Source organism: Pedobacter namyangjuensis, assembly GCF_003313325.1.
Taxonomy (GTDB): Bacteria; Bacteroidota; Bacteroidia; order Sphingobacteriales; family Sphingobacteriaceae; genus Pedobacter; species Pedobacter namyangjuensis.
Genome location: NZ_QMHQ01000003.1, coordinates 188897 through 214305 on the forward strand (window position 1 = coordinate 188897; position 25409 = coordinate 214305).

Annotated in this window: 22 protein-coding genes; 11 read left to right on the forward strand and 11 right to left on the reverse strand. The window is 35.8% G+C overall.

The window, feature by feature from the left end; translation table 11 throughout:
* Positions 1 to 136: 136 nt before the first annotated feature.
* Genes DUT69_RS12700 through DUT69_RS12715 form a run of 4 tightly spaced genes read right to left on the reverse strand, consistent with a single transcriptional unit; the run spans position 137 to position 3567 of the window.
* Positions 137 to 1735 carry a S41 family peptidase gene (locus tag DUT69_RS12700; RefSeq protein ID WP_113653627.1) on the reverse strand — a complete coding sequence of 533 codons (1599 nt, stop codon included), beginning with the start codon at positions 1733 to 1735 and terminating at the stop codon, positions 137 to 139.
* A 38-nt stretch (positions 1736 to 1773) separates the two neighbouring features.
* On the reverse strand, positions 1774 to 2382 hold the full coding sequence (locus tag DUT69_RS12705) for an HAD hydrolase-like protein (protein WP_113653628.1): 609 nt from the start codon (positions 2380 to 2382) through the stop codon (positions 1774 to 1776).
* Between the two features lie 5 nt (positions 2383 to 2387).
* A complete protein-coding gene (locus tag DUT69_RS12710; RefSeq protein WP_113653629.1) occupies positions 2388 to 2870 on the reverse strand; it encodes a hypothetical protein in 483 nt (160 codons plus the stop codon).
* 37 nt (positions 2871 to 2907) lie between these two features.
* Complete coding sequence (locus DUT69_RS12715) at positions 2908 to 3567, reverse strand: ABC transporter ATP-binding protein (protein WP_113653630.1); 660 nt, start codon at positions 3565 to 3567, stop codon at positions 2908 to 2910.
* A gap of 164 nt (positions 3568 to 3731) precedes the next feature.
* Between DUT69_RS12715 and DUT69_RS12720 the strand changes: the two genes are divergently transcribed.
* From DUT69_RS12720 to DUT69_RS12745, 6 genes are all read left to right on the forward strand, one after another.
* Positions 3732 to 4364, forward strand: coding sequence for a hypothetical protein (locus tag DUT69_RS12720; protein WP_113653631.1), 633 nt, complete (start codon positions 3732 to 3734; stop codon positions 4362 to 4364).
* Positions 4364 to 4660, forward strand: a complete 297-nt coding sequence (locus tag DUT69_RS12725; RefSeq protein WP_113653632.1) for a winged helix-turn-helix domain-containing protein — start codon at positions 4364 to 4366, stop codon at positions 4658 to 4660. The genes DUT69_RS12720 and DUT69_RS12725 overlap by 1 nt, the downstream gene beginning before the upstream one ends.
* A 387-nt stretch (positions 4661 to 5047) precedes the next feature.
* Positions 5048 to 5350: a hypothetical protein gene (locus tag DUT69_RS12730; RefSeq protein ID WP_113653633.1), complete on the forward strand. Its 303-nt coding sequence runs from the start codon at positions 5048 to 5050 to the stop codon at positions 5348 to 5350.
* A 38-nt stretch (positions 5351 to 5388) separates the two neighbouring features.
* Positions 5389 to 7056 (forward strand): DUF4153 domain-containing protein, encoded by a 1668-nt coding sequence (locus DUT69_RS12735; RefSeq protein WP_113653634.1) that lies wholly within the window; start codon positions 5389 to 5391, stop codon positions 7054 to 7056.
* A 590-nt stretch (positions 7057 to 7646) separates the two neighbouring features.
* Positions 7647 to 8840 carry an ADP-forming succinate--CoA ligase subunit beta gene (gene sucC, locus DUT69_RS12740; RefSeq protein WP_113653635.1) on the forward strand — a complete coding sequence of 398 codons (1194 nt, stop codon included), beginning with the start codon at positions 7647 to 7649 and terminating at the stop codon, positions 8838 to 8840.
* A 693-nt stretch (positions 8841 to 9533) separates the two neighbouring features.
* On the forward strand, positions 9534 to 10718 hold the full coding sequence (locus DUT69_RS12745) for a GAF domain-containing sensor histidine kinase (RefSeq protein WP_113653636.1): 1185 nt from the start codon (positions 9534 to 9536) through the stop codon (positions 10716 to 10718).
* Here DUT69_RS12745 and DUT69_RS12750 read toward each other — a convergent pair.
* Positions 10711 to 12039, reverse strand: coding sequence for a HAMP domain-containing sensor histidine kinase (locus DUT69_RS12750; RefSeq protein WP_113653637.1), 1329 nt, complete (start codon positions 12037 to 12039; stop codon positions 10711 to 10713). The two genes, DUT69_RS12745 and DUT69_RS12750, sit on opposite strands and share 8 nt — an antisense overlap.
* 145 nt (positions 12040 to 12184) lie before the next feature.
* Here DUT69_RS12750 and asnS point away from each other — a divergent pair, with 145 nt between their 5' ends.
* On the forward strand, positions 12185 to 13621 hold the full coding sequence (asnS, locus tag DUT69_RS12755) for an asparagine--tRNA ligase (protein ID WP_113653638.1): 1437 nt from the start codon (positions 12185 to 12187) through the stop codon (positions 13619 to 13621).
* Positions 13622 to 14157: 536 nt separating this feature from the next.
* Here the strand turns inward: asnS and DUT69_RS12760 are convergent.
* On the reverse strand, positions 14158 to 15798 hold the full coding sequence (locus DUT69_RS12760) for an FMN-binding glutamate synthase family protein (protein ID WP_113653639.1): 1641 nt from the start codon (positions 15796 to 15798) through the stop codon (positions 14158 to 14160).
* Between the two features lie 355 nt (positions 15799 to 16153).
* Between DUT69_RS12760 and DUT69_RS12765 the strand changes: the two genes are divergently transcribed.
* The 3 genes from DUT69_RS12765 to DUT69_RS12775 are packed head-to-tail and all read left to right on the forward strand — an operon-like array spanning position 16154 to position 19808.
* Positions 16154 to 16774: an L-threonylcarbamoyladenylate synthase gene (locus DUT69_RS12765; protein ID WP_113653640.1), complete on the forward strand. Its 621-nt coding sequence runs from the start codon at positions 16154 to 16156 to the stop codon at positions 16772 to 16774.
* A 23-nt stretch (positions 16775 to 16797) separates the two neighbouring features.
* A complete protein-coding gene (gene nhaA, locus DUT69_RS12770; protein WP_113653641.1) occupies positions 16798 to 17946 on the forward strand; it encodes a Na+/H+ antiporter NhaA in 1149 nt (382 codons plus the stop codon).
* A gap of 32 nt (positions 17947 to 17978) precedes the next feature.
* Positions 17979 to 19808 (forward strand): glycoside hydrolase family 2 protein, encoded by a 1830-nt coding sequence (locus tag DUT69_RS12775; protein ID WP_113653642.1) that lies wholly within the window; start codon positions 17979 to 17981, stop codon positions 19806 to 19808.
* Between the two features lie 40 nt (positions 19809 to 19848).
* Here DUT69_RS12775 and trpA read toward each other — a convergent pair whose 3' ends face one another.
* The 4 genes from trpA to trpD all read right to left on the reverse strand — a co-directional run bounded on the left by trpA (position 19849) and on the right by trpD (position 23598).
* Positions 19849 to 20622, reverse strand: a complete 774-nt coding sequence (gene trpA / locus DUT69_RS12780; RefSeq protein WP_113653643.1) for a tryptophan synthase subunit alpha — start codon at positions 20620 to 20622, stop codon at positions 19849 to 19851.
* A gap of 74 nt (positions 20623 to 20696) precedes the next feature.
* Positions 20697 to 21878, reverse strand: coding sequence for a tryptophan synthase subunit beta (trpB, locus tag DUT69_RS12785; protein ID WP_113653644.1), 1182 nt, complete (start codon positions 21876 to 21878; stop codon positions 20697 to 20699).
* A 27-nt stretch (positions 21879 to 21905) separates the two neighbouring features.
* The gene (locus tag DUT69_RS12790) at positions 21906 to 22529 is read right to left on the reverse strand and encodes a phosphoribosylanthranilate isomerase (RefSeq protein WP_113653645.1); all 624 of its coding nucleotides are present in this window, start codon (positions 22527 to 22529) and stop codon (positions 21906 to 21908) included.
* 79 nt (positions 22530 to 22608) lie between these two features.
* Positions 22609 to 23598: an anthranilate phosphoribosyltransferase gene (gene trpD, locus DUT69_RS12795; RefSeq protein ID WP_113653646.1), complete on the reverse strand. Its 990-nt coding sequence runs from the start codon at positions 23596 to 23598 to the stop codon at positions 22609 to 22611.
* A 313-nt stretch (positions 23599 to 23911) separates the two neighbouring features.
* Here trpD and DUT69_RS12800 point away from each other — a divergent pair, with 313 nt between their 5' ends.
* Complete coding sequence (locus tag DUT69_RS12800) at positions 23912 to 24460, forward strand: DUF4377 domain-containing protein (protein ID WP_113653647.1); 549 nt, start codon at positions 23912 to 23914, stop codon at positions 24458 to 24460.
* Here the strand turns inward: DUT69_RS12800 and DUT69_RS12805 are convergent.
* Positions 24457 to 25275: an alpha/beta hydrolase gene (locus DUT69_RS12805; protein WP_113654181.1), complete on the reverse strand. Its 819-nt coding sequence runs from the start codon at positions 25273 to 25275 to the stop codon at positions 24457 to 24459. The genes DUT69_RS12800 and DUT69_RS12805 overlap by 4 nt on opposite strands.
* Positions 25276 to 25409: the final 134 nt, after the last annotated feature.

Sequence of the window (25409 nt, forward strand, 5' to 3'; positions counted from 1 at the left end):
AGTCTTAATATTTTGTTTAAACAAGCTTAATAAAAATTTTATAATTCTACCAATAATTAAGCCGTTTTTCTGTTACAAAATGTAAAATAAAAGTTATTTTAAAGCAAAAGAGCCAAGTTAATGGCTCTTTTTTCTTCTATTTTAATTTATGTTTTGTCTGTATCATTCCTACAAATTCATTTCCATCAACCAATGGCTTCATAGGAGCTAAACTTTGCACGTTCACAGCTCTGCCACCAATTGACATTGTTTTTACTGCTGTAGCGGTAACAGGTGTATTAGGAGCTAATAGCTGCAAAGCTGCAGCTATATTATCTTCTTTGGCATCTCCAAAATTGTAAAGTGGATTATCAAAATCCTCCACAACATCTGGTGTAAAACCATCGTAGTAATCGCCTTGCCCCAAAGAATTTTTAGTAGTAAACATAGAATAATAAACATCGTACTTGTTTTCGATTCTGATAGGGAAAAAACCCACTGGCTTGCCGTAAGATGTCTCACCAACCAATTTCACATTCATATAAGGTTTTAGGCTATTAATAACCAGCTCGCTAGCAGAAGCAGTACTCTCTGAAATAATAAACACGACGTTAGTTATGTTACTTAACGGTCCTTGTTTTTCGAAGTTTTCGGTATTATTTGCTACGGTATAGCTTACGTCTGCATAAGTTAGCATCCTTCCGTTTTGATAACGTATTTTATCATTGGCATCTAACAATGGTTGATTAGACATAATTTTAGCGTTACCACCTTGCATTGTTGCATTATAGTATTCCGCAAACATAACCGAACCATTTGCTGTCGATGGCGCAATTAAATCAATTAGATATTTGGCAGTGTTTACATACCCTCCACCGTTATAACGTAAATCGATAATCAAATCCGTTACTCCAGATGTACTGAAAGTATTAAAGGCAGCATCAAACGCGGGTTTAGAATTATCCATATTAGAAAAACGAGCATAAGCCAAATAACCTACTTTTTTGGCTCCAACAGTAAATACCTTTGAAGTATAAACCGGACTACTTTTGTACGAAGCCTTAGTTAAACTTACGGTATAAGCAGCACCCGCTACCCCATTAACATACTTTGTACCTTCAATAGTGATGGTATTGGCTGCAAAAGCTGTATTTATGAAATCTCTATCAGTAGAAAAGTTCGCTCCCAAAGTTCTACCATTTACTTTTGAAATCCTATCGCTCCTAATCATTCCGGCTAAAGCAGCTGGCGAACCAGGGTATACGGCAGTTGTAAAAAGGGCATATGCATTCTGATCTGTACTACTGGTACCATATGCACCTAACTTTAAGCCTAAGTCGTTACCATTACCTTCTAAGTCTACTGAAGCAATAGCTGTAGGAACAAAGGCCGTAGGATTTTTATTTGCACGGTCAAAAATATATGAGTATTTAGACGAGGTGTAACCAGCTTTATATTCGAAAGGATTTGAATATTTAGTTATATCAAAAAGCTCTTGTTGATAATTAGTAAGATCGGTAGTTGAACTGGTATATTTTCTCGGATTAAAGACCTCATAAGTAGGTAATTTATCGTTCCATAAATACACCTCCTTAGCATACAGAAATATAGAATCCCTAGATAAATCTGCCCTGCTTGTGGTTGGAGTTGTAACTGGTGGTGTTACTGGAGGATCCGGAACTACTTTAGTTTTTTTGCACGCGGTTGTAGACGCTATTATAATAGCTGCCAAGATTGCGATTTGTTTTATTTTCATTTAGGTGTTTATTAGCACTCTAATTAACGAAAAAAAAATTATATTAGTTTTGTTACATTAAAATATTTTATTCCAGCGTTTTGCGCAAATTTTTCGTCGGTGTTAGTGGAGCCAACAATCAGAACTTCATCCGTATTTAGCTTATGGCTACTAAGTATATAATTTATACTATCGATTGCCGGTTTTGCCTCAAACTCTGCGGTAAAATAGAGTTTTAAGTATTGTTCCAAGCCATTCCATTCTACTTGTTTTATCTTGTTTAACTGCTCAGCGGGATCGCCGTCTACCAACAAAAATATCGTTTTACGCTCCACTACAATTTCTTGCAAAAGAGCCAGTAACTGCTTATACAATAAAAGCTTTAATGGCAAACGAGCATTTTGGTGTAAAAGTGCGAAATTCGTACGGTATTTTTCTGGCAAATTAAAAGCCTTAGCTGTTTTATCAAACAGGTTAATTGCACCTTCTTTTTCATACGCAACTTTCATAAAAGCTAAAATTTCTTTCGCATCTACCTGTTCACTGTGAGCCATAAATTCCGAAAAGAGGTAGTAAACCTGCAACAAATAGTCTTTTTGCGGATAAATAACATCGTCAAATCCAAGAACGAATGCTTGTTTATCTTTTATAATTTCTTCAAAAGCCATAAAAATTAAACTGACATTAAAACCATGGTAGCATCGTCAAAATAAAATGCTCCTGTTAAATTTTCTGCCTTCGCTTTTGCTAAAACAAACGCTCTAGCTTCTGTGGCAAACAATAAATTACCGTTCTCGAACACTGCCCAATTATTAGCCAAAGGCGATTTTTCTTTTAAAAAAGTATCTATCTCCTTGGCATTCGGCAACATTACTTCAATATTAAATTCGCTAAAAAGCACCGTTGATTTTGAAACGGCTTCTATTTCATCGTTACGCAAAGGCAAAAGTTTGTCGATGCCTAAGTCAAGACATGCGTTTAGTAAAGTATGGGCCAGGGTATCTGCATTAAATTCACCCAAACTTTCAAAACTGTAGAGATCAGTTTTCATAGCTGGCACCGAACCATAGTCGCCAAAAACAACTTCGGCACCGTTAAAGGCTTTCAATAATTTTAAAGCAGTGGCTGATGTACCACTTGTAATTAATATTTTCAATTTTTATTATAGGATTTATTGATGTAATTAATGAAAACTACAATTCTGTAGAGATCAAACCGTCTTTCATTGTCACCACCCTGTCGCTAATTTTTGCCAACTCATCATTATGTGTAACGATAACAAAAGTCTGATTAAAATTATCACGCAAATTAATAAAGAGTTGATGCAAAGCCGTTGCATTTGCTGAGTCTAAATTACCAGAAGGTTCATCGGCCAAAACGATTGATGGATTATTGATCAAAGCTCTGGCTACAGAAACGCGTTGCTGTTCTCCGCCAGAAAGTTGATTAGGCTTATGCTCCGCCCTATCCTTCAGCCCGAACAGATCTAATAATTCGTAAGCTCGTTTCTCTGCGTCCTTTTTGCTTTTTTTAGCAATAAAGGCAGGTATACAAATATTTTCTAAAGCGGTAAATTCTGGAAGCAAATGGTGAAATTGAAAGATAAAACCAATATTCTGATTTCTGAAAGCGCTAAGCAAATCACCTTTCAGCTTACTTATTTTAGTTCCTTTTAACTCAACTACACCAGAATCAGGCGTGTCTAAACTACCTAATATATGTAAAAGCGTGCTTTTGCCGGCGCCAGAAGCGCCAATTATACTAACTATCTCTCCTTTAGAAACCTCAAAATCAACTCCTTTTAAAATTGGTAGATTTCCGTACGCTTTTTTAATTCCTGTGGCCTTTAGCATTTTGTAAAGTTACATATTTGTTAAATTGTACGGTTGTAAATTGTCAAATAGTTGCAAAACGCTCTCGATAACAAGCCCTGTTCAAAATCGTTTAAATCTTTTTATAAAAAATATTTGCTATTCTAATATTCTTATTTAACTTTGAAAAACAAAGTGCTTTTAAAATGACTAATCAAGAAGAACAATTAAGTGCCCTGAGCGACATCAGAAATATGATGGATCGTTCGTCTAGATTTATTTCGCTAAGCGGATTATCTGGCGTATTTGCCGGTTTTATAGCATTGTTAGGCTCTTACTTTGCTCACAATCAACTTGTACGTTATCAAAATGGCGATTTTGGCTACGGTGTAGACGCTGATGCAGAAATTGAAGCAAATCTTTTTAAATTAGGTATCGGCATTTTGGTGGTAGCATTAGCTGGTGGCGTTTTGTTTACATTTCGTCAAAGTCAAAAGAAAAAACTTCCTATTTGGGATAAAACAGCAAAAAAGTTATTAATCAATTTAGCTATTCCATTATTTTCAGGTGGCCTTTTTATTTTAGCCCTTTTATTTAATCACCCCTATTCAGTTGGCCTAATTGCTCCATCTTGCTTAATCTTTTATGGTTTAGCGCTAGTTAATGCAAGCAAATACACTTATTCTGACATTAGGGTTCTAGGTATGTGCGAAATCGTGTTAGGTATAATTTCACTTTTTTATATCGGCTACGGATTATACTTTTGGGCATTTGGTTTTGGAATACTACACATTTTTTACGGGCTTTTAATGTACTTTAAATACGAAAGGGCTAAGTAATGAAAAACCCAATAGAAGCTCTTAATAAAATATTTGATAGTAGAATACGACTTGGCGTAATGTCGATTATTATTGCTAACGACAGTGTTAGCTTTAACGACCTAAAACAAATGTTAGAACTTACAGACGGAAATCTTGCTTCTCACCTAAACACGCTAGAGCAAGCAGAATATCTTAAGGTACAGAAAGCATTTATAGGAAAAAAAACGAATACAACATACATCATTACTCCATTAGGAAAACAAGAATTTAAAGCGCATTTAGATGCTTTAGAAAAAATGATAAAAGGAATTTAATTTTTTTTGAACTTATACTTTGAATTTCAAAGTACTTTTAACAAATAAAATGAAAAACGAACATTATAACACCATTATCAAGATTAGCATAATCTGCTTCAAGTATTCTTTTATTTTGGGTACACTAATTTATGCCTATTATATAATCACGAAGAATCACAACCTCATTTATCTTGGATTCATCTACCTCGTTTTTGCTGTAATTATAAACATAGTTCTGCTGGCAACACTTTTAATAACACTAATTGCTTTACCAGAAAACAGGCTAAAAACCCTTAAAACGGTAGGCATATTACTCATAAACATACCGATTGCCTACATCTATTATTGGTCACTTTCATCAGGTATTTTTCGCTCATATTAATTCACTTATAAAAAACAAAACTCATGACAAATCAAACAGTTAATCCGAACAACAGACTAAAAATTATTTTTTCAATCGTAGCATTAATATTAGCTATTCCGCTGGTGGCAATGCAATTTACCAATGAAGTGAAGTGGAGCTTTTTCGATTTTGTAATTATGGGCGCACTGCTAACTGGCACCGGTTTGGCCATAGAGTTTACGCTTAGGAAAATACAATCACCGCAGTGGCGAGCCGCCATTTGCTTTGCCATTCTACTGCTGTTGTTTCTTGTATGGGCTGAGCTTGCCGTAGGCGTATTCGGGACTCCATTTGCTGGCAGCTAAGAAACTTAAATGACCAAACCCAATTAAAACTTAAAATAATGAAAAAACAATTAGACCTGCAGCTTCTAGCCATCTTTGGCGGTGGTTTGCTTTTCAACCTCATATTTTGGAACGAAGAATTAGGCATTAACCTTTTGATACACGCTTTGTTTATCATCTTGGCATTGTGCACTGATACCTCAAGGCTCAAGGATAAAAAAGTGCTGTTCTTTGGCGCCACCAATCTTTTTGCCGCAATACTAGTAGTGTATAACAACATGGCGTTAAATATTATTGGCTACTACCTTTCGCTTTTTATTTTCGTTGGGTTTACGCAAGGGCATTTAATTAAAACTGTTTTTTCTGCTGGTTTTTCTGGTTTTTTACAAATCCTTTCTTCACCAATTAACCTTATTAAAAAATTAATTACGGTAAAATTGGGCAAACACACGCTAAAACCTTTTTTAAGGCCATTTAAATACGTTATTATTCCAATAATAATATTGTTCTTTTTTACCATAATTTACAGTATTGCTAGCCCGGTGTTTGGAAGTTATGTTAACGAACTTGGCAATTTTATTGAAAGAAATTTCCTATTCTTTTTTAAAGATTTAGCTTTCGACAGAATATTCCATATTGTTTTAGGCATATTATTTACAGCAGGTATTTTACTTGGTTTTAAAGAGAATGCATTAGAGAAACTGGAAATTAGCCAAACGGAAAAATTGCTTCGAAAAAGACGCGAAAAGAACACGAGTAGTTTTACGCAAGAAATTAAAGCAATATTTTTCGGTAACGCCATCAGCAAAAAAATGGCCTTAAAAACTGAAAATATTATCGGTATTATTTCACTAATTGCCCTAAACATACTGCTGTTACTTTTAAACGGTATAGATATTAATACTTTATGGCTTGGCAACACCGTAGATTTACCTGGTAAAAACTATTCCGCAGAACTGCACGACGCTACAAATGCATTGATTTTCAGCATTATAATGGCTATGCTTGTTATCATCTATTTCTTTAGCGGTAATTTAAACTTCTTTAGCAGAAGTAAACATTTAAAAACTCTAGCTTACATCTGGATAGCTCAAAATGCCTTTTTAGTTTGTTCTGTTTTGTTAAGAGACTACAACTATATAGCAATGCATGGTCTAACCTACAAACGCATCGGCGTATTAGTTTTTCTAATGCTCTGCACAGCAGGATTAGCTACAGTTTATATAAAAGTGGCTCAACAAAAAACCCTTTTTTATCTGTTAAAAACAAATGGCATAATTTGGTATGTGATATTAATTTCATTTGGCACTATAAATTGGGATGTGCTTATTGTTAATTATAATATCGATAATAGAAAAACGATTACGTTAGATTTGGATCATGTGATGTCGCTGTCTGATAAAACATTGCCTATTTTAGATAAAAATCGAGCTATGCTTGCCGCCTATTCAAAGGATTCAAGATATTCTTATGAAGTATTTGATACTATACCCGAAACGGCCGTTCAAATAGATACAGTTTCGGCATCAGCTCAGACAACATCTGTAAGCCCGTCTATTGATACGGCAAAAGTAAAAGCCGACTATGAAAAGAAAGCTGTCGAAAATTTCAACGATAGGTTAAACAATAGAATTGAGCGTTACAAAGAACAGCAAGCGCAGCTTTCTTGGCTTTCTTGGAACTACCGCGACTGGCAGGTGAAAAAGTATTTTGAAGAACATAAATAACAGTAGAAAAGCAATTGCTGTGAAAATATTTGTGGATAGCCGGGCTATTCGTTTCAATCTTTTACCAAAATCCCCCTAACGGGGATGGTAAAAGTATTTACACTGCTATCCCGTTTAGTTAATAAAATGTGGTACAGCTATTAATGAACTAGCACCCCTCAAGCTTTGATAAATTTATTTACATCATATTGAAAATTTGTAGAGGATACTCTATGAAAAATTACATCAAGTCGATCTGGATAATCGCGTGTGTTAATTTGACTAATAGCAATGCTGCCAGAACTTCTTTAAATACGGTTGCAGTGGAAATCCTTTTTTTGGAAGATTTCGTGAAAGTTGATGACAAAAAAAGATTGGAACGAAAAAAGGGACCGAATTATCCGATGTAAAACTGGCCAACATTTTCTTAACAAAAACTTAAAACGTATAGCTACTAAATAATTACATTAAAATGCGTTTTATGCTTTGCATAAAGGTTTTGAAATTGTAGATTTGAGCAAATTTTTTGAGCAAATGAACCCGTTGTGGTTAAAGTAATTATTTTAACCGCTTAGGCTCCATCTGACAGATAAAAACAAAATTATAAACAGATGAATATCCACGAATATCAAGGTAAACAAATTCTAAAGAGTTTTGGTGTTGCTATACAAGAAGGTATAGTTGCAGATACAGTTGATCAAGCTGTAGAAGCCGCCAAAAAAATGAAAACCGACTATAACTCTGACTGGGTTGTGATTAAAGCACAAATTCATGCAGGTGGTAGAGGTAAAGGCGGTGGCGTTAAGCTAGCTAAAAACTTAGATGAGGTTAAACAACGTGCTACCGATATTTTAGGCATGCAATTGGTTACACCACAAACTGGTGCCGAAGGCAAAAAAGTTAATAAGATTTTAGTTGCTCAGGATGTTTATTATCCAGGTGCGTCTGAAACTAAGGAGTTTTACGTTTCTGTATTGTTAGATCGTGCTAATGGTACTAACATTATTATGTACAGTACTGAAGGCGGTATGGATATTGAAGAGGTTGCAGAGCACACTCCTCATTTAATTTTTAAAGAAGAAATTGATCCGAAAGTTGGTTTACAAGGTTTTCAAGCTCGTAAAATAGCTTTTAATTTAGGCTTAACTGGCGCTGCGCACAAAGAAATGGTAAAGTTTGTTTCGGCACTTTATAAAGCTTATGACGCTACCGATTCTGCAATGTTCGAAATTAACCCGGTTTTAAAAACTAGTGATGATAAAATTATTGCTGTTGATGCGAAGGTTGATTTAGACGAAAACGCATTATACCGCCACCCAGATTATGCAGCTATGCGTGATAAATTAGAAGAAGACCCTACTGATGTTGAGGCTAGCGAAAGCAACTTAAACTATGTTAAGCTAGATGGTAACGTTGGCTGTATGGTTAACGGTGCTGGTTTAGCAATGGCTACTATGGATATTATCAAGATTGCTGGTGGCGAGCCTGCTAACTTCTTAGACGTGGGTGGTACTGCTAATGCTACTACAGTTAAAGCTGGTTTTAACATTATATTAAAAGACCCTAACGTAAAAGCAATTTTCATTAACATTTTTGGTGGTATTGTACGTTGCGATAGAGTTGCACAAGGTGTTATTGATGCTTACCAAGAAATTGGCAATGTACCTGTTCCAATTATCTGCCGTTTACAAGGTACTAATGCTGAAGAAGCTAAAAAGTTAATTGATGAGTCGGGACTTAAAGTTTATTCTGCAATTCAATTAAAAGAAGCTGCTGATTTAGTTACGCAAGTTTTAGCAAAATAATCTGAGAAGATTTATCCGCAAGTCGGAAAGATATATTAAAAAAAAAACCAGCCGAAAGATCGAGCTGGTTTTTTTTATTTTATAATAAATAAGAATTGGTAGCAAAAATTATTACAACAAATAACTAACGCATTATTAATAAAAGTTCAAATCCAAATTTCCTTAAATCGAAAAGACCAGTCGAGAAATCGAACTGGTCTTGTACTATAGTTTGGTTGGTTGTTAGTTCTATTTCAGCACACTCTTTTTTAGAGTGTTTAATTGGCTTTGATTATTTAATGAAAAAGCTCTGGTCATCCAACCAGAGCTTTAATCAAACCAAATATAAATGTACTTTTTTGTATGAACAGCACAAATATAAACAATAATTCTACAGATTATAATTTATTTTCACTTTTTATCTTAAAAAAGTGAAAATATTTGATAAAAAATAATTTAAATAGAATAGAAAATCATAAAACACCACAAAAAATCAAATTAAAAACGATAGTTACCGTTAATAACTAATAAAAATTATAAAATAAACAGAATAGATATAATTTTACACACAAAAAAGTTCTTGATTTTGATTTTTAGTTAAAAATTTTGCCAAAAAATATAAAATAGATAATTTAAATTCGTTTATATGAAAATTTTAGTGTTTAACACGCATTAAAATATATTTGTACTTTTACTGTTCAAATATTTACATAAATGCCATTACTACAACTTCCAGAAAACGAAACGCAACGACTTCTTAAATTGCACACTTATGGCATTTTAGATACTGTACCCGAAAACACTTTCGACAAGATTGCAGCTTTGGCTGCTCAAATATTTGATACGCCAATAGCTCAGGTTACTTTTGTAGATAGCGAGCGTGTGTTTTTCAAAAGTAATATTAGTCCGCTTGAAGCCACAGAAATACCTAGAGCAGACAGCTTTTGTACTTATGCCATACTAAATGAAAAGCCAACAACTTTTGAGAACACATTAGAGGTACCGTCGCTTTTAGAAAACCCATTTGTTACAATGGACAATGGTGTACGCTTTTACGCCGGCGCCCCGCTTAGAACTATTGAGGGATTAAATTTAGGTACTTTATGCGTATTGGACGTAAAACCCAGAACCGTAACTGCCCAGCAAATTAAAATGCTAGAAACGCTATCGTCTATTGTAATGGACGAGTTGGAGCTACGCCTTGCCACCAGAAAAGCTTTACGCACACAAACAGACATGCTAAATCGTGTGGTGCACGACATGAAAAACCCAAACATGACCATCTCCTTATCTGCCGAACTACTTAAGAAAAAAGCAGATAATCCGAAAATTGTAGCAGACTTTGCAGACAGAATAAAAAATGCAGCCAACAATGTACTGAATGGCTTAAATAAGATGCTGGATCTGTCTCAAATTGAAAATTTGGAATTTAAATTAAGTGTTGACGAGATCGACATTCTTAAAACTTTAGAAAGAACTAAGCAAAATTTCGATTTAATCGCTTCACAAAAAAACCAGAAGGTTAATATAATTTGCAATTGCGACACGAGCATACTTGGCGATGATATTCGACTTCAAGAAGCTTTCGATAACCTGCTTAGTAACGCTTTGAAGTATGCTCCGATAAATACGGAGGTGCTAATCAAAATTTCAAATAACGAAAAAGAATTAGTGGTTGAATTTAAAGATCAAGGACAAGGACTAACAGAAGAAGACTTGAACAAACTTTTTATGAAATTTGCAAAACTAAGCGCCATACCTACTGGTAGAGAATATTCTAACGGAATTGGTTTATCTATAGTTAAGATGCTAATAGAGCAACATAAAGGCCAGGTTTGGGCAACTAGCGAAGGAAAAAACAAAGGTGCTTCGTTTTTTGTATCCCTGCCTATTAATTAAGGTGAAGTTTAAAAGAAAGATAAAAACCAGAACCCTTATCGGCATTAGCTTTATACCAAATTTGTCCGTTTTGCATTTCGGTAAATTCCTTGCAAAGCAACAAACCCAAGCCCACTCCTTTCTCGTTATTGGTACCATAGGTTGATGAAGCTTTTAAGGCAAATAACTTTTCCTGCTCTTTCTCGCTAATCCCTATTCCGTTGTCTATTACAGATATCACGCAATTACCGTCAACATTCTCTGCATTAACCTTAACCAAGCCAGACGAAGGGGTAAACTTAATAGCATTATTCACTAAATTTCTAACAACGAGTTGCACCATATTCACATCGGCCAAAATATGTAGGTCATCGGCACAATTTATGGTTAGCCCAACACCCTTTCTTTTCGAAATACTATTTTCTATACTCAAGCCATTGTGCAGTACGTCGCAAATATTTAAGCTTGTCATATTCACCTTCGTTCCTTCTAACTGTGTCTTAGACCAAGTAAGTACATTATTTAACATCTCAGAAGTATCTCGGGTTATCTGTAGTAAATGTCTTTTCAAGTTCATCCTTTCGGCTTCATCTAAATCAGTCTCCGCTAAAATCTCCAAGTAACCCTGTATTGAGTTTAAAGGTGCTCTCAAATCATGCGAAACTAAAGACAACAACTTGTTCTTTTCAGCATTAATGTTCTCCAATTCCTCTTTTTGCGCCATTATCCTTTTATTCTGGGCTTCAATAGATGAATTTCTTTTTAATACAGAATAACGTTCGTAATCATAGTTTTTACGGATGTAACTAATGGAAAAATAAGTTAACAGCACCGTTACAAAATAAGTAATTGCAAAATCTACAAATTTACTGCCTTCGCTTACGTAGGCATTTGGCACAAAGTGAGGATTTAGATATTCAATAACCAAAATGCCGAACACTAGCGTTAGGTTTATAACAACCCAAAATTTAAATTCTTTAATGGAAACGATAGCAATAATTAATAAAAATGCTAAGCTAAACAACAATAAGTTTGGCCCGTAAATGCCCGAGTTAAAAAAATAATTTACCGTAAAAGTAATATGGCAAGCTATGCAAAAAATCTGTATTGCAATTTTTGATTTACGCCTAAACCTGGATAGGTAATATAAACCAGCAGAAATAACTACGCCAATACTGCAAAGCATAGCGGGTATAGGTAAACTTATAAAAAAATTGAAAGGCACCTCTATAAGAAGCGCTATAAAAGCAATGATACAGAAAGTATTGAAAATTCTTTCTTCCAGTGAAAACGACTTTATGTCGCCTACCAACTTATCGCCGTTGAAGAACTTTTTGAGCATTAACAATACCAATAGGTTAAGGTTAACAAACTTAACAATATTAACTATAAAGAAAAAATGTATTTTATAAAAACTTAGCCGGGCTTGATAGAGAGATTAAGGTTTTTATTCGTTATTTTTGACGCCTTTTAGAGCTATTTTAAGCATGATACAGAGACAAAAAATTAAAGATTTGCTGGATTCTACAGCGTTTGAAACTGAGGTTAAAGTAATGGGTTGGGTTCGTACCTTTCGCAACAATCAGTTTATTGCATTAAATGATGGCTCTTGCATGGGCAATATTCAAATTGTGGTAGATTTTGCTAATACTCCTGAAGAATTATTGAAGAGAATAACCACTGGCGCCGCACTAGCTGTGGTTGGTACTTTGGTAGAATCTTTAGGCAAAGGCCAGAAAGTTGATGTTAAAGCTACTTCAATAGAAATTTTAGGCGATAGCAATGCCGAAGAATATCCTTTACAACCTAAAAAACACAGTTTAGAGTTTTTAAGAGAAAAAGCGCACTTACGTTTTAGAACGAATACGTTTAATGCGGTTTTTAAAGTTAGACATGCCTTAGCTTTTGCAATACACCAATTTTACAACGAGCGTGGTTTCGTTTATATGCACACACCGGTAATTACTGCTAGTGATGCAGAAGGTGCGGGTGAAATGTTTAAGGTTACTACTTTAGATTTTGATAAAACCCCTCGTACAGACGAAGGAAAGGTTGATTTTAGTGCAGATTTTTTCGGCCGTGCAACAAACTTAACCGTATCTGGACAATTAGAAGGAGAGCTAGCCGCAATGGCTTTCGGTCAAATTTATACTTTCGGCCCTACTTTTAGAGCAGAAAACTCTAACACTACTCGCCATTTAGCCGAGTTTTGGATGATTGAGCCTGAGGTAGCCTTTGCAGATTTAGAAAATAATATGCAACTGGCCGAAGATATGATGAAATACGTAATTTCTTATGCTTTAGAAAACTGCAAGGACGAAATCGCATTTTTAAATGATAGATTGGCCGATGAGGAAAAAACAAAACCTCAACAAGAGCGAAGCGAATTATCTTTGTTAGACAAGTTAAATTTCTGCTTGGCTAACGAATTTGAGCGTTTAACGTACACGGAAGCAATTCAGATTTTAAAACATAGCAAGCCAAACCAGAAAAAACAATTTAAATACTTAATTGATGAATGGGGAGCTGATCTGCAAAGCGAGCATGAGCGTTATTTGGTAGAAAAACATTTTAAGAAACCAGTAATTCTAACCGATTATCCAAAAGATATCAAATCGTTTTACATGCGTATGAACGATGATGGCAAAACTGTTGCAGCAATGGATATTCTTTTCCCAGGTATTGGAGAAATGATTGGCGGTTCGCAACGTGAAGAACGTTTGGACATGTTGACTAAACGTATGCAGGAAATGAATATTCCGGCAGAGGAACTTTGGTGGTATTTAGATACGCGTAAATTTGGTTCGGCGCCACACGCTGGTTTTGGTTTAGGTTTCGAAAGATTAGTTCTTTTTGTAACCGGAATGACAAATATTAGAGATGTAATTGCCTTCCCAAGATTTCCGAAGAGCGCTGAGTTTTAAGCTCTAAATCCTCTAAAGGGGATTTTTTTGATTAACACCCAGAAGAAGCAATGAACAAGGATAAAAGAGAAAGTCGCTTAGCAATATGTTAAGCGACTTTTTTATTATATATCTATATCCAGTTGAGAACAATTTTTATCGATTGCTGGAAACAGTCTGCTTTGGCGATTGAATCTCTATCAAAATCGGAAGGTGAAACACCAACCAATAGAGAACGAGCAGAAGCATAGGTACCAAATAGGATTTCATTTTTTTTGAAAACGAGAGTCTGCATTTCAACGCAAGGCCAGCCCTGCTTTCCGCTTAAGTCCCGATGAAAAATCGGGAGCTATCGCTTCTATCAGGTTTAATTAACAGCGTTGCAAGTTCTTTGCTTCTGCTAGGTGCTAGCATAAATAGCAGCAGACAACAATGTAAACAAACCCGATTGAACCGATATCCTTTTTGTAATGCTGAGCTTGTCGAAGCGCAAAAAGATATAGGGAAAAGCGGGACTAACTTTGATAGCCGAACTGCTACTGCGTTTCAAAAAAATATTAATCGTGATGCGGATTTGCTGCCTGGTAATCTACGGCTGAAACCTTATAATCTGTTGGAGCAAAGCTTGCCGACGTACTTAAAGCCATACCAAGCTCGTGCTGTGCCGGATAAGGCGTTTGCAGAAGACTTCCCTCTGGAATGTAAGGATAGGTTTCTATGTAAGATTGCATTACGTTTTGCGCCATTCTACGATTAATATAGGCTCTGGTAAGTTGATAAGGATGGCGCAAACCTGCTGCGCCTAATAACTCAACCGCACTTTGAACCGTTAAACGGTGGAAATTGAACACACGAACGGTTTTGTCTTCTACCACCAAACCTTTCATTAAGCTTGCATCTTGTGTGGCCACACCTGTAGGGCAAGTATTACTGTTACATTCTAACGCTTGTATGCAACCTAAAGCAAACATCATTCCGCGGGCAGAGTTACACAAATCGGCACCCAATGCTATGTTTTTAACCAAATCAAAGCCTGAAGATATTTTACCCGAAGCAATAATTTTAATGTGTTTTTTTAAACCGAAACCACTTAAAATATCGTAAACGAAAGCAACGCCTTCTCTTAAAGGCATACCAACCGCATTTGAGAATTCTTGAGGTGCCGCACCGGTACCGCCTTCTCCCCCATCAACAGTAATAAAATCTGCGTAAATGCCAGTTTCTACCATTGCTTTGCAAATGGCAAAAAATTCGCTTCTTCTACCTACGCACAATTTAAAACCTACAGGCTTGCCACCCGACAAATCTCTTAACTGTTTGATAAAGTTTACCATTTCTAAGGGCGTAGAAAATGCGGAGTGTGCAGGCGGCGAGTTTACATCGAAGCCCTCTTTAACCAAACGAATCCTAGCAACTTCTGGCGTAACTTTTTTTGCTGGCAACATACCGCCATGACCTGGCTTTGCACCTTGAGATAGTTTAATCTCAATCATGCGAACATTTTCCATTTTAGATCGCTCGGCAAAAGCCTCTGGATTAAATGTCCCATCGGGATTTCGACAACCGAAATATCCAGTTCCAATTTGCCAAATTAAATCGCCACCTGGCCCACTGTGATAGTCGCTTATACCACCTTCGCCTGTATTATGCGCAAAACCACCCATTTTCGCTCCACCATTTAAAGCCAAAATTGCGTTTTGGCTTAATGAACCAAAACTCATAGCAGAAATATTGTAAATACTTGCACTGTAAGGCTGCTTACAATCGGGTCCGCCTACCAAAACTTTTGGGTTTACGTCTAATTCGTGGTGACTTATAGCTACAATACTATGGCTTAACCACTCGTATCCATTTTCGTAAACATCTAGTTGTGTACCAAAAGGAATAGTGTCATTATCTTTTTTTGCCCGTTGATAAATTAACGACCTGTTTAAACGACTAAAAGGCTTACCATTTGTATCACTCTCTACAAAATATTGGTAAACTTTTGGTCTAAGTTCTTCCATAAAATAACGCATACGCCCAAAAACTGGGTAGTTTCTTACAATGCTGTGTTTAGGTTGGTACAAATCGTAAATACCCAGTAATACAAACGGACCGGTAAATATAAACGACCACCATAAAAATGGATGATACAAGCCTAACATTACTGTTAAGGCGACTAAAAATGCTGCAATTGCGACAAAAGCTTTTCTCATATTAATACTGTTATATCTAACAATTTATTATAACTAAAAAATTGTAGATTTTGTTGGCTGTAATAACCTTGTTAACGATAAAATTCTGTTTAAAAAAATAACTGAAGATAGTTTTTTCTGGATAGATCCTTTATACTATAGGAATAAATTTATAGTAGATAAAGGATGAAAATTGGAGAATACCATATCCGTTTTAGAATTTAGGTTTTGCCTAAAAAGTTTACACGCTATTATTTCCATATCAATTTTATAATTAATCTTCAAAATTAAACAAACCCACCATACTGAACAAGTATTTGACTACTTAAGTAGTTATAATTAAACAACAGACCATATAATTTTGTTATTTTTGGGTATGCTGATTAAGATCTATCCGGAGAACCCAAACCCTAAGGCAATTGAACAGATTGTAGATATACTAAAAAAAGGTGGTATTATTATTTACCCAACAGATACAATTTATGGTTTGGGTTGCGATATTACAAATCAAAAAGCGATTGAAAAAATCTGTCGCATTCGCGGAATAAAGCCAGAAAAGGCAAACTTTTCGTTTATTTGTAGCGATTTAAGGCACATCTCTGATTATATAAAACCAATTGACACTACTGTTTTTAGAGTGCTTAAAAAGGCGTTACCTGGTCCGTTTACTTTTATTTTTAATGCTAATAACAACGTTCCAAAACTGTTGAGTTCTAATAAAAAAACAGTCGGTATCCGTGTTCCTGATAACGATATAGCTCGGACAATTGTGGAAGCACTTGGAAATCCAATTTTATCTACCTCTATTAAGGATGATGATGAATTGATTGAATATTCTACCGATCCAGAATTAATACACGAAAAATACGAGGATTTAGTTGACGCGGTTATCGACGGCGGGTATGGAGATAATGAACCATCGACAGTGATAGATTGCACTAGTGGTGATTTTGAAGTTATTCGTGAAGGCAAGGGCGATATTGAAGAATATCTTTAAAATAGCTTTCGACCCTCTATAAAATGAAGAAAAAAATTTCCCAAACTTTTCAGCAATTTTTCAATTCGGAAAAGAATGGAAGCTTACTCTTATTTTCTTGCGTAATTCTTTCTTTAATCCTCGCAAACTCTGTATTTGCCGATAATTTTTCAGCTTTACTGAATAAGGTTATCGGATTTTCTAGTGTTAAATATAGTGTGGCAACTTGGATTAATGATGGCTTAATGGCCGTTTTTTTTCTATTGGTTGGTTTAGAGATAAAGCGTGAAATTATCACCGGCGAACTTTCGACCTTTAAAAAAGCATCGTTGCCGGTACTGGCCGCTTTAGGCGGGATGTTTTTGCCAGCACTCATTTTCTATACACTAAATAAAAACACCGAAACCGAGAACGGATGGGGAATTCCGATGGCTACAGATATTGCATTTGCTTTGGCAATTATTGCTGTTTTAGGTAAATCTGTTCCTGCATCACTTAAAATATTTTTGGCTGCTCTTGCCATAGCAGATGATTTAGGAGCAATTTTAGTGATAGCCGTTTTTTATACCGATGTAATCCATTGGAATTATTTGTTGATGGCATTTGGGGCTTTTGCACTTCTTTTGAGCTTTAATTTTCTTAAGTTAAAATCAATTTGGATTTATCTGATAGTCGGCATTTTGTTATGGTATTTCATGCATCATTCTGGCATTCATGCAACCATTGCGGGCGTACTGCTGGCTTTTACTATTCCTGCCAAAAGTTTAACTACCCATTCTCCTTTAGAAAAGTTAGAGCATAGTTTGGTTAAGCCCGTTAACTTTTTAATCATGCCTATTTTCGCGTTAGCAAACACGAATATTACCATAGCAAAAGATATGTTCGCTAATTTGACCTCGCCCTTAAGTTTAGGAATTTTCCTCGGCTTATTTTTGGGTAAAACGCTGGGTGTAACATTGTTTTCTTTTGTTGCCGTGAAACTTAAACTAGCTAACCTGCCTACATTTGCAAGTTGGAAACATATTATTGGCGTTGGTATGCTAGCAGGGATTGGCTTTACGATGTCGATATTTATTTCGATGTTATCCTTTGAGCAGACATCACATGTTAACGAAGCTAAATTTGCCATTCTCCTTACCTCGGTTTTTGCGGGAATAATTGGATTTACCTATTTGAAAAGTGTTAAAGAATAACCTATATTTAGTAAGCTAAATCCTTACTTAATATGAAACTAAATCGATTTATTTTAAACTTCACTTTGTGTTTAATTTTAGGCAGTTTGCAAGCTCAAGAACCATGGGCTTTCAAAAAAGATAAAATTGTTACCCCTTGGGCAAACAACGTTAGCCCTACAGAAACTTTGCAAGAATATCCCAGACCTCAGTTAGTAAGAAATAATAACTGGAAAAACTTAAACGGACTTTGGGAATACGCCATTACCCCTAACAAGCAAAGTGAGCCAAATAAATACGATGGCAAAATATTAGTTCCATTTGCTGTAGAATCTGCGCTTTCGGGTGTGGGCAGAACCGTAGGAAAAGATAGCCTATTATGGTATAAAAATGTTATCAGCGTTCCTGCAAAGATGAGAAACAAAAAGTTACTACTACACTTTGGCGCAGTAGATTGGCGAACTGAAGTTTTCGTAAATGGCAAAAGTGTTGGTAAACATGAGGGCGGCTTTGCACCTTTTAGTTTTGATATCACTTCGTTTATAGCTAAAAACCATAAGCAAGAAATTAAAATTAGTGTATGGGACCCAACGGATGATGGTCCGCAACCTAGAGGTAAACAAGTTAAAAAGCCTCACGGTATTTGGTATACTCCTGTTACCGGAATTTGGCAAACAGTATGGCTAGAGGCTGTACCCGAAACTTATATTGTAAACACCAAGCAAACTCCAGACATTGATGCTAAAACTTTAACAGTTTCAGCTAAGCTGAATAATGTATTAAACAGTGATAAAATAAAGGTTGAAGCCATAGAAAATGGAAAAGTTATCTCATCGGCATTTGCCGGAAATAACGGTACCGCAACGTTAAAACTAGATGCTCCAAAACTTTGGTCGCCAGACAACCCGTTTTTGTACGATCTTAAAATAAGTATCGTTAGAAATAACAAGGTTGTAGATGAGGTAAAAAGTTATTTCGCTATGCGAAAAATATCAATGAGAATTGACGAAAAGGGCGTTCAAAGAATGTTGCTTAACAATAAATTTTTATTTCAATACGGGCCTTTAGATCAAGGTTGGTGGCCAGATGGGCTGTACACTCATCCTACTGAACAAGCAATGAAGTTTGATGTAGACCAGCTAAAAGCAATGGGTTTTAACATGATTAGGAAACATATTAAAACAGAAACCGCAAGATATTACAATTACTGCGACAAGGTTGGAATGCTTATTTGGCAAGATATGCCAAGTGGCGATTTAGGGAATACCTGGAACACTCGTCCCGGAATTATTGGTAATGAAACGGAGAAAAATCGTACGCCCGAATCTGAAAATTATTTTAGAAAAGAATGGGTTGAAATTATGGACGAGTTACATAACTTTCCAAGCATAGTTGTTTGGACGCCATTTAATGAAGCTTGGGGGCAGTTTAAAACGGTAGAGATAACCGAATGGACAATGAAAAAAGATCCATCTAGGTTGGTAAATAGTGCAAGTGGTGGAAACTTTTTCGATACAGGACACTTTGTAGATTTACATAACTATCCTGAGCCAGCAATGCCTAGAGCAGATTTATTTGGTAAAGATAGATTGGTTGTATTAGGCGAGTTCGGCGGATTAGGCCTGCCTATAGACGGCCACACTTGGCAACAAAAAAACAATTGGGGCTATCAAAGTTTTAAAACGAAAGAAGAATTATTTAATAAATATTCCTCATTTATAGACCGGTTGAAGCAACTAATTCCGCTAGGGCTATCTGCGGCAGTTTATACACAAACTACAGACGTTGAAGTAGAAACAAATGGCATTATAACCTATGATAGAGCTATAGTTAAAATGCCGGTGGCAGATTTAAACCGAATTCACAAAAGGCTTTATGAGTAAAACAAAAATGCCTTCCGATATTTGGAAGGCATTTTTGTTTTTAAGGCTTTATCTGACGCATAAATTTTTCAATTTTTTCGGTTAGTTTACCGTTTTCAGCCAATGCTTTAACAAATGCACTACCAATTATTGCACCGCTGGCGTATTCGTTAGCGGCTGCGTAAGAAGCTTTGTCTGATATTCCGAAACCAATTACAATTGGATTTTTGAGCTTCATATCCGCAACGCGTTTAAAATACGACGTTGAGCTTTCTGAAACCGCCAAATTACTTCCAGTAGTTGCTGACGATGAAACTAAATAAATAAAGGCATTGCTTAATCCATCAATTTTGCGAATGCGCTCGTCTGATGTTTGTGGCGTTACCAAAAAGATATTACTCAATCCATATCTCTCGAAAGTTGCCTGATAAAGCTCTTCGAATTCATACATTGGCAAATCAGGAATGATACAACCATCAACCCCTACCTCTTTGCATTTTTTGCAAAACTCGTCAACGCCATATTGTAAAACGACGTTTACGTAACCCATTAGTAAAATCGGGATATTAACTTTTTTGCGTAAATCTGCGAGTTGCTCAAATAGTATGGGTAAAGTCATCCCAGCATCTAAAGCGGTCTTGCTACTGGCCTGTATCGTAGGTCCATCGGCTACGGGGTCCGAATATGGGAACCCTATTTCTAAAAAATCAGCTCCGGATTTTTCTAAAGCCTCGGCAATAGTTAATGTATCTGCTAAATTCGGATACCCTGCAGTGTAATAAATTGACAGGATATCTTTAGTTTTTGTTTTAAAAAGTTGTTGTAATCGGTTCATATACCCCAAACCCTAACAGGGCTTTATTAAGTGTAAAAAATATCCGCAAAAATCCCTTTTAGGGGATTTAGGGGTTAAAGGTTAAAATGTTTCATGTAAGTTTCCATATCTTTGTCGCCCCTACCGGATAAACAAACCACGACATTTTCTCCACCTTTAAATTCCATTTTCTCGAGGTAAGCTAATGCATGTGCACTTTCGATGGCCGGAATAATGCCTTCTAATTGTGTTAGCAAAAGTCCAGCATCAAGCGACTCATCATCGGTAATGGAGACGTATTTACCGCGTTTCGTTTTAAATAAATGTGCGTGCTGTGGACCAATTCCGGGATAATCCAATCCGGCAGAAACAGAATGGGGTTCCACAACTTGGCCATCAGCAGTTTGCATTAAAATACTTCTGCTACCATGCAAAACGCCTTCTTTACCTAGGTAAGTTGTGGCTGCAGAAAAACCGCTATCTACTCCTTTTCCCGCTGCTTCTACAGCAATTAATTGCACATTTTCATCGTCAATAAAATGATAGAACATTCCTGCAGCATTACTGCCGCCACCTACGCAAGCTAAAACATAATCAGGCTGATCTTTGCCTGTTTGCTCCAATAACTGTTTTTTGGTTTCTTCAGATATAATCGACTGAAATCTAGCCACCATATCCGGATATGGGTGCGGGCCAACAACAGAACCGATGATATAATGCGTATCAACCGGATTATTAATCCAATCTCGCATGGCTTCGTTGGTAGCATCCTTTAACGTTTTACTACCAGAGGTAGCCGGAACAACAGTAGCTCCAAGCATTTTCATACGAGCTACATTTGGCGCTTGACGTTTAATATCAACTTCGCCCATGTAAACTACGCATTCTAAACCTCGCAATGCACAAACCGTAGCTGTTGCTACACCGTGCTGACCGGCACCAGTTTCTGCAATGATTCTTTTTTTACCTAACTTTTCTGCAAGTAAAATTTGTCCGACCGTGTTGTTAATTTTATGAGCTCCAGTATGGTTCAAATCTTCACGTTTTAGAAAGATATTTGCACCGTATTTTTCAGATAATCGCTTTGCGAAATATAAGGGAGATGGACGACCAACGTAATCCTTTAACAGTGCATTAAACTCTGTTCGAAAACTTTCATCGTTAATAATTCTCAGATAGTTTTGGCGTAACTCCTCCACATTTGGGTACAGCATTTCCGGAATGTAAGCTCCTCCGAAATCTCCATAATACCCTTTATCATTTACAAAATAACTCATAGTCTATTTTATTGTTTTTGTATTTCGTTACTGCAACCCGTTGAAAAATTGCTTTAATTTATTTATGTCCTTAAATCCTGGTTCTGTCTCAAATCTGCTATTCACATCTATGGCAAGCAATCTATCATCATCAATTTCATTTATCTGCTCAATTTGTTCCAAACCTATTCCGCCACTTAAAAAGTACGGCTTATCTAACATATAGTTTTTTAGTAAGCTCCAATCAAATTGCTTTCCAGAACCACCATGCTGTTCGGTTTGGGTGTCGAAAAGGAAATAGTCTACCGCTTTAAGATAATTCTCCAGCAGATTAAATTCAAAACCTTTTCTAATACCAAACGCTTTAATAACCTCTACACCCGTTTCTTTTAACGCCTCACAATATGCTGGGTCTTCACTGCCGTGGAGTTGTATTGCTTTAAGCTTATAATTAATAACGTTATCAATCACTAATTCTAAATCCTCATTTACAAAAACGCCAACCGTTTTAATTGTTTCCGGAACGTATTTTATTAATTCTGCAGATACACTACTAATTGCCCGGGGCGATTTATCGTAAAAAATGAAACCTAAGTAATCAGGTTGCAATTCGGCAACATTAGCAATGTTACTTGCCTGGCTCATTCCGCACACTTTTATTTTAAATTTCATATAGATTATTTCGTTACCCTAATTTATTTCAGGGTGTGTTATATGGAAGATGCCGAATCAAGTTCAGCATGACGACCTTTTAAATAGTTATCAATTTCCTAAAACTTGCCAATGCCTTTTTGCATTGCAAAGATTCTTCGGCTTCGTAGTAACAATCAGCAAACGTTGCGTTTTGTTTAATTGTTTGTATGGCTAATGCTGCATTACATAAAACCACATTGGTTTGCGCATCAGTTGCTTCGCCATTTAACACAGTTGAAAAAATTTTTGCAGAAGATTCTACCGTATCACCTCCTTGAATTTCTGTCTCTTTAATTTCCTCAAATCCTAAATCACTTATTTTCAAAAGCGATTCTCCCTTTTTGCTAAAAGTTTTAAAATCGCAGGTCATCGAAACTTCATCAAAGCCATCTACGGCGTGAATAATCGTATAATTTTTATCAGTTTTTTGATAAAGATAAGCATATAAACGTGCCAGTTCTAAGCTAAAAACGCCTACAATTTGGTTTTTAGGTTGTGCCGGATTTACCATTGGACCCAGCATATTGAAAAATGTTTTTACACCTAATTCTTTTCTAATTGGCGCTACAGTTTTCATAGCCGGATTAAATAATGGTGCATGTAAAAAACAGATTCCAGCTTCGTCCAAACTCCTCTTCAATTTAGATTCGTCGTTGGTAAAACTGTAACCTAAATACTCCATCACATTACTAGAACCACAACCAGACGAAACGCCATAGTTACCATGTTTTGCAACTTTATGTCCTGCGCCCGCAACAACAAAGGAAGCTAAGGTAGAAATGTTAAAAGTATCCTTACCATCGCCGCCGGTTCCACATAAATCTACCAACTCAAACTCAGAGAAGTCTACCGGAAGGCACAAATCCAGCATAGCATCCCTAAAACCTTGCAACTCTTCTACAGTAATGTTACGCATACCATAAGCGGTAATAAAGGCGGCAATTTGCGAGGTATTAAATTCGCCTAAGGCAATAGAAGTTAATATTTTCTGTGCTTCTAGGCTAGAAAAAGTCTTGTTCTCAAATAGGTGGTTTAGTATTTTTTTCATTGGTATAAAACAAAAAAAGGGTTGCCATTTTACAAGCAACCCTTTATCAAATATTATTTTTTAAATAAACACAAAAAGAAGGATCACATCACGCTATTGCGTTATGCCACCACCAATTTTTATTTGCATTTACCTGTATCATTCTGTAGCAAAGATGGTATAGTTTTACTTAAATCCAAAATCTTTTGTTAAAAAAATCATTTTATAGATTTTAGGCGCAAAATTAATTTTCAAAAGAAATTACTAAACACATAGTTAATTTATTTTAACTTTTATTTATGTTTGTTTAACAATTGATTAATGCTCACAAATCATGAAATTTCTATTAAAAACCTTATTAGTTCTAATCATCTTTTCTTCGTGCGAAAAGCAAGAAGAGCAACTAAAGATTAGGGTTAACTATTACAAACAAACCATTAGTACTGCGAAAGGGCCAACTATGGCACTATCTGTACAATCGGGAACCGATTTAGGTACCGCTAACTGGTCGCCGTCAACTACTAAAATTGCAGGTTTTCTGTATGAACCGGGCTACATCTACGAGCTTTTGGTAAGCACGCAAACCATCGAAAATCCTTACAGCGAATTTGGAAGCACAGCATACGTTTTAAAGCAAATTGTTAGCCGAACCAAAATAGAAAATAATACTACGTTTAGTTTGGATCTAAAATCGGAGAATGTAAAGTATTTAAAAGGCGACGTAAGCAAAGGCTTTAACATTTTAGATGAAGTTAATATCGATTGCAACAACCTTTGTGATGATTTGGCTTCAGCGATTCAATCGAATGCAAAACATATAAGAGGCGAATTTGCACTTAAAGATGATGGCTCGATAAAACTGATCAGCATTACTAACGATTAGTTGGTTTTCTTTAAGAAGCTATAAATTTCTTGATATAGTTTATTTTTACCAAAAACCATCTGGCTTATCATAGCTACATGCTTTTTACCTTTTATTTTTATTAAGGATACAGGAACATTTTGTACTTGTAAAGTTTCGAAAATACGCTCAGATTGGATTTGTATTGCTGGATAGGTTTTAGTGCCGTAAAATATCAAGTGTGGGTTTTTAATTTTTTTAACATAAAAAAGTGGCGAACCTAATTGCCACACGGCTACATCTGTACTAAAAGTTCTTAAAAAATTAGTATAGTAATCATCTTTTTCTGCTTTGCTTAAATATTCTTGCATGTCTAAACCAAAAGCATCATTTAAAATAACTCCCTTTACAGGATTTTTAATTCCCAAATTATCAAAATACTGCGGATCTGAATTAATCAACTCGCACAAATGTGCACCGGCAGAATGCCCCATTAAAAATATTCTTTGCGGATTTCCGCCAAAACTTGAAATATTTTCCTGTACCCATTTAACAGCTTTTGCGCTTGCATTTGCCATTTCTCTATAGGTTGCATTTGGAGCTAATGGATAGTTAATTACTGCTGTAACAACGTCGTTTTTAGCAAAGTTTCTGCCCAACCACCAATAAATTTCTTTTTTGCCACTACTCCACGATCCACCGTGTATAAATATGATAACGTCTTTATTCTCAACATCTTTTTTATAGTAAATGTTAAGTGTATTAGCCACATCGTTGTTACCAGCATAATTTATATTTTTGGCTACACGTACTTGTGCCAAACCGGTAAATCCCTGAGTTAGAAAAGCAAAAAGCATAATTAGAATTTTGAAACGCATAGTGGGTTAGGGATTAAGGAATAAAGAGCAAGGAACAAGGAACAAAGAATAACAAAAAGCAAGGAGCAAAGATTAAGGGACAACAACCTATTTATTGCTCTTTGTCTTTCGCC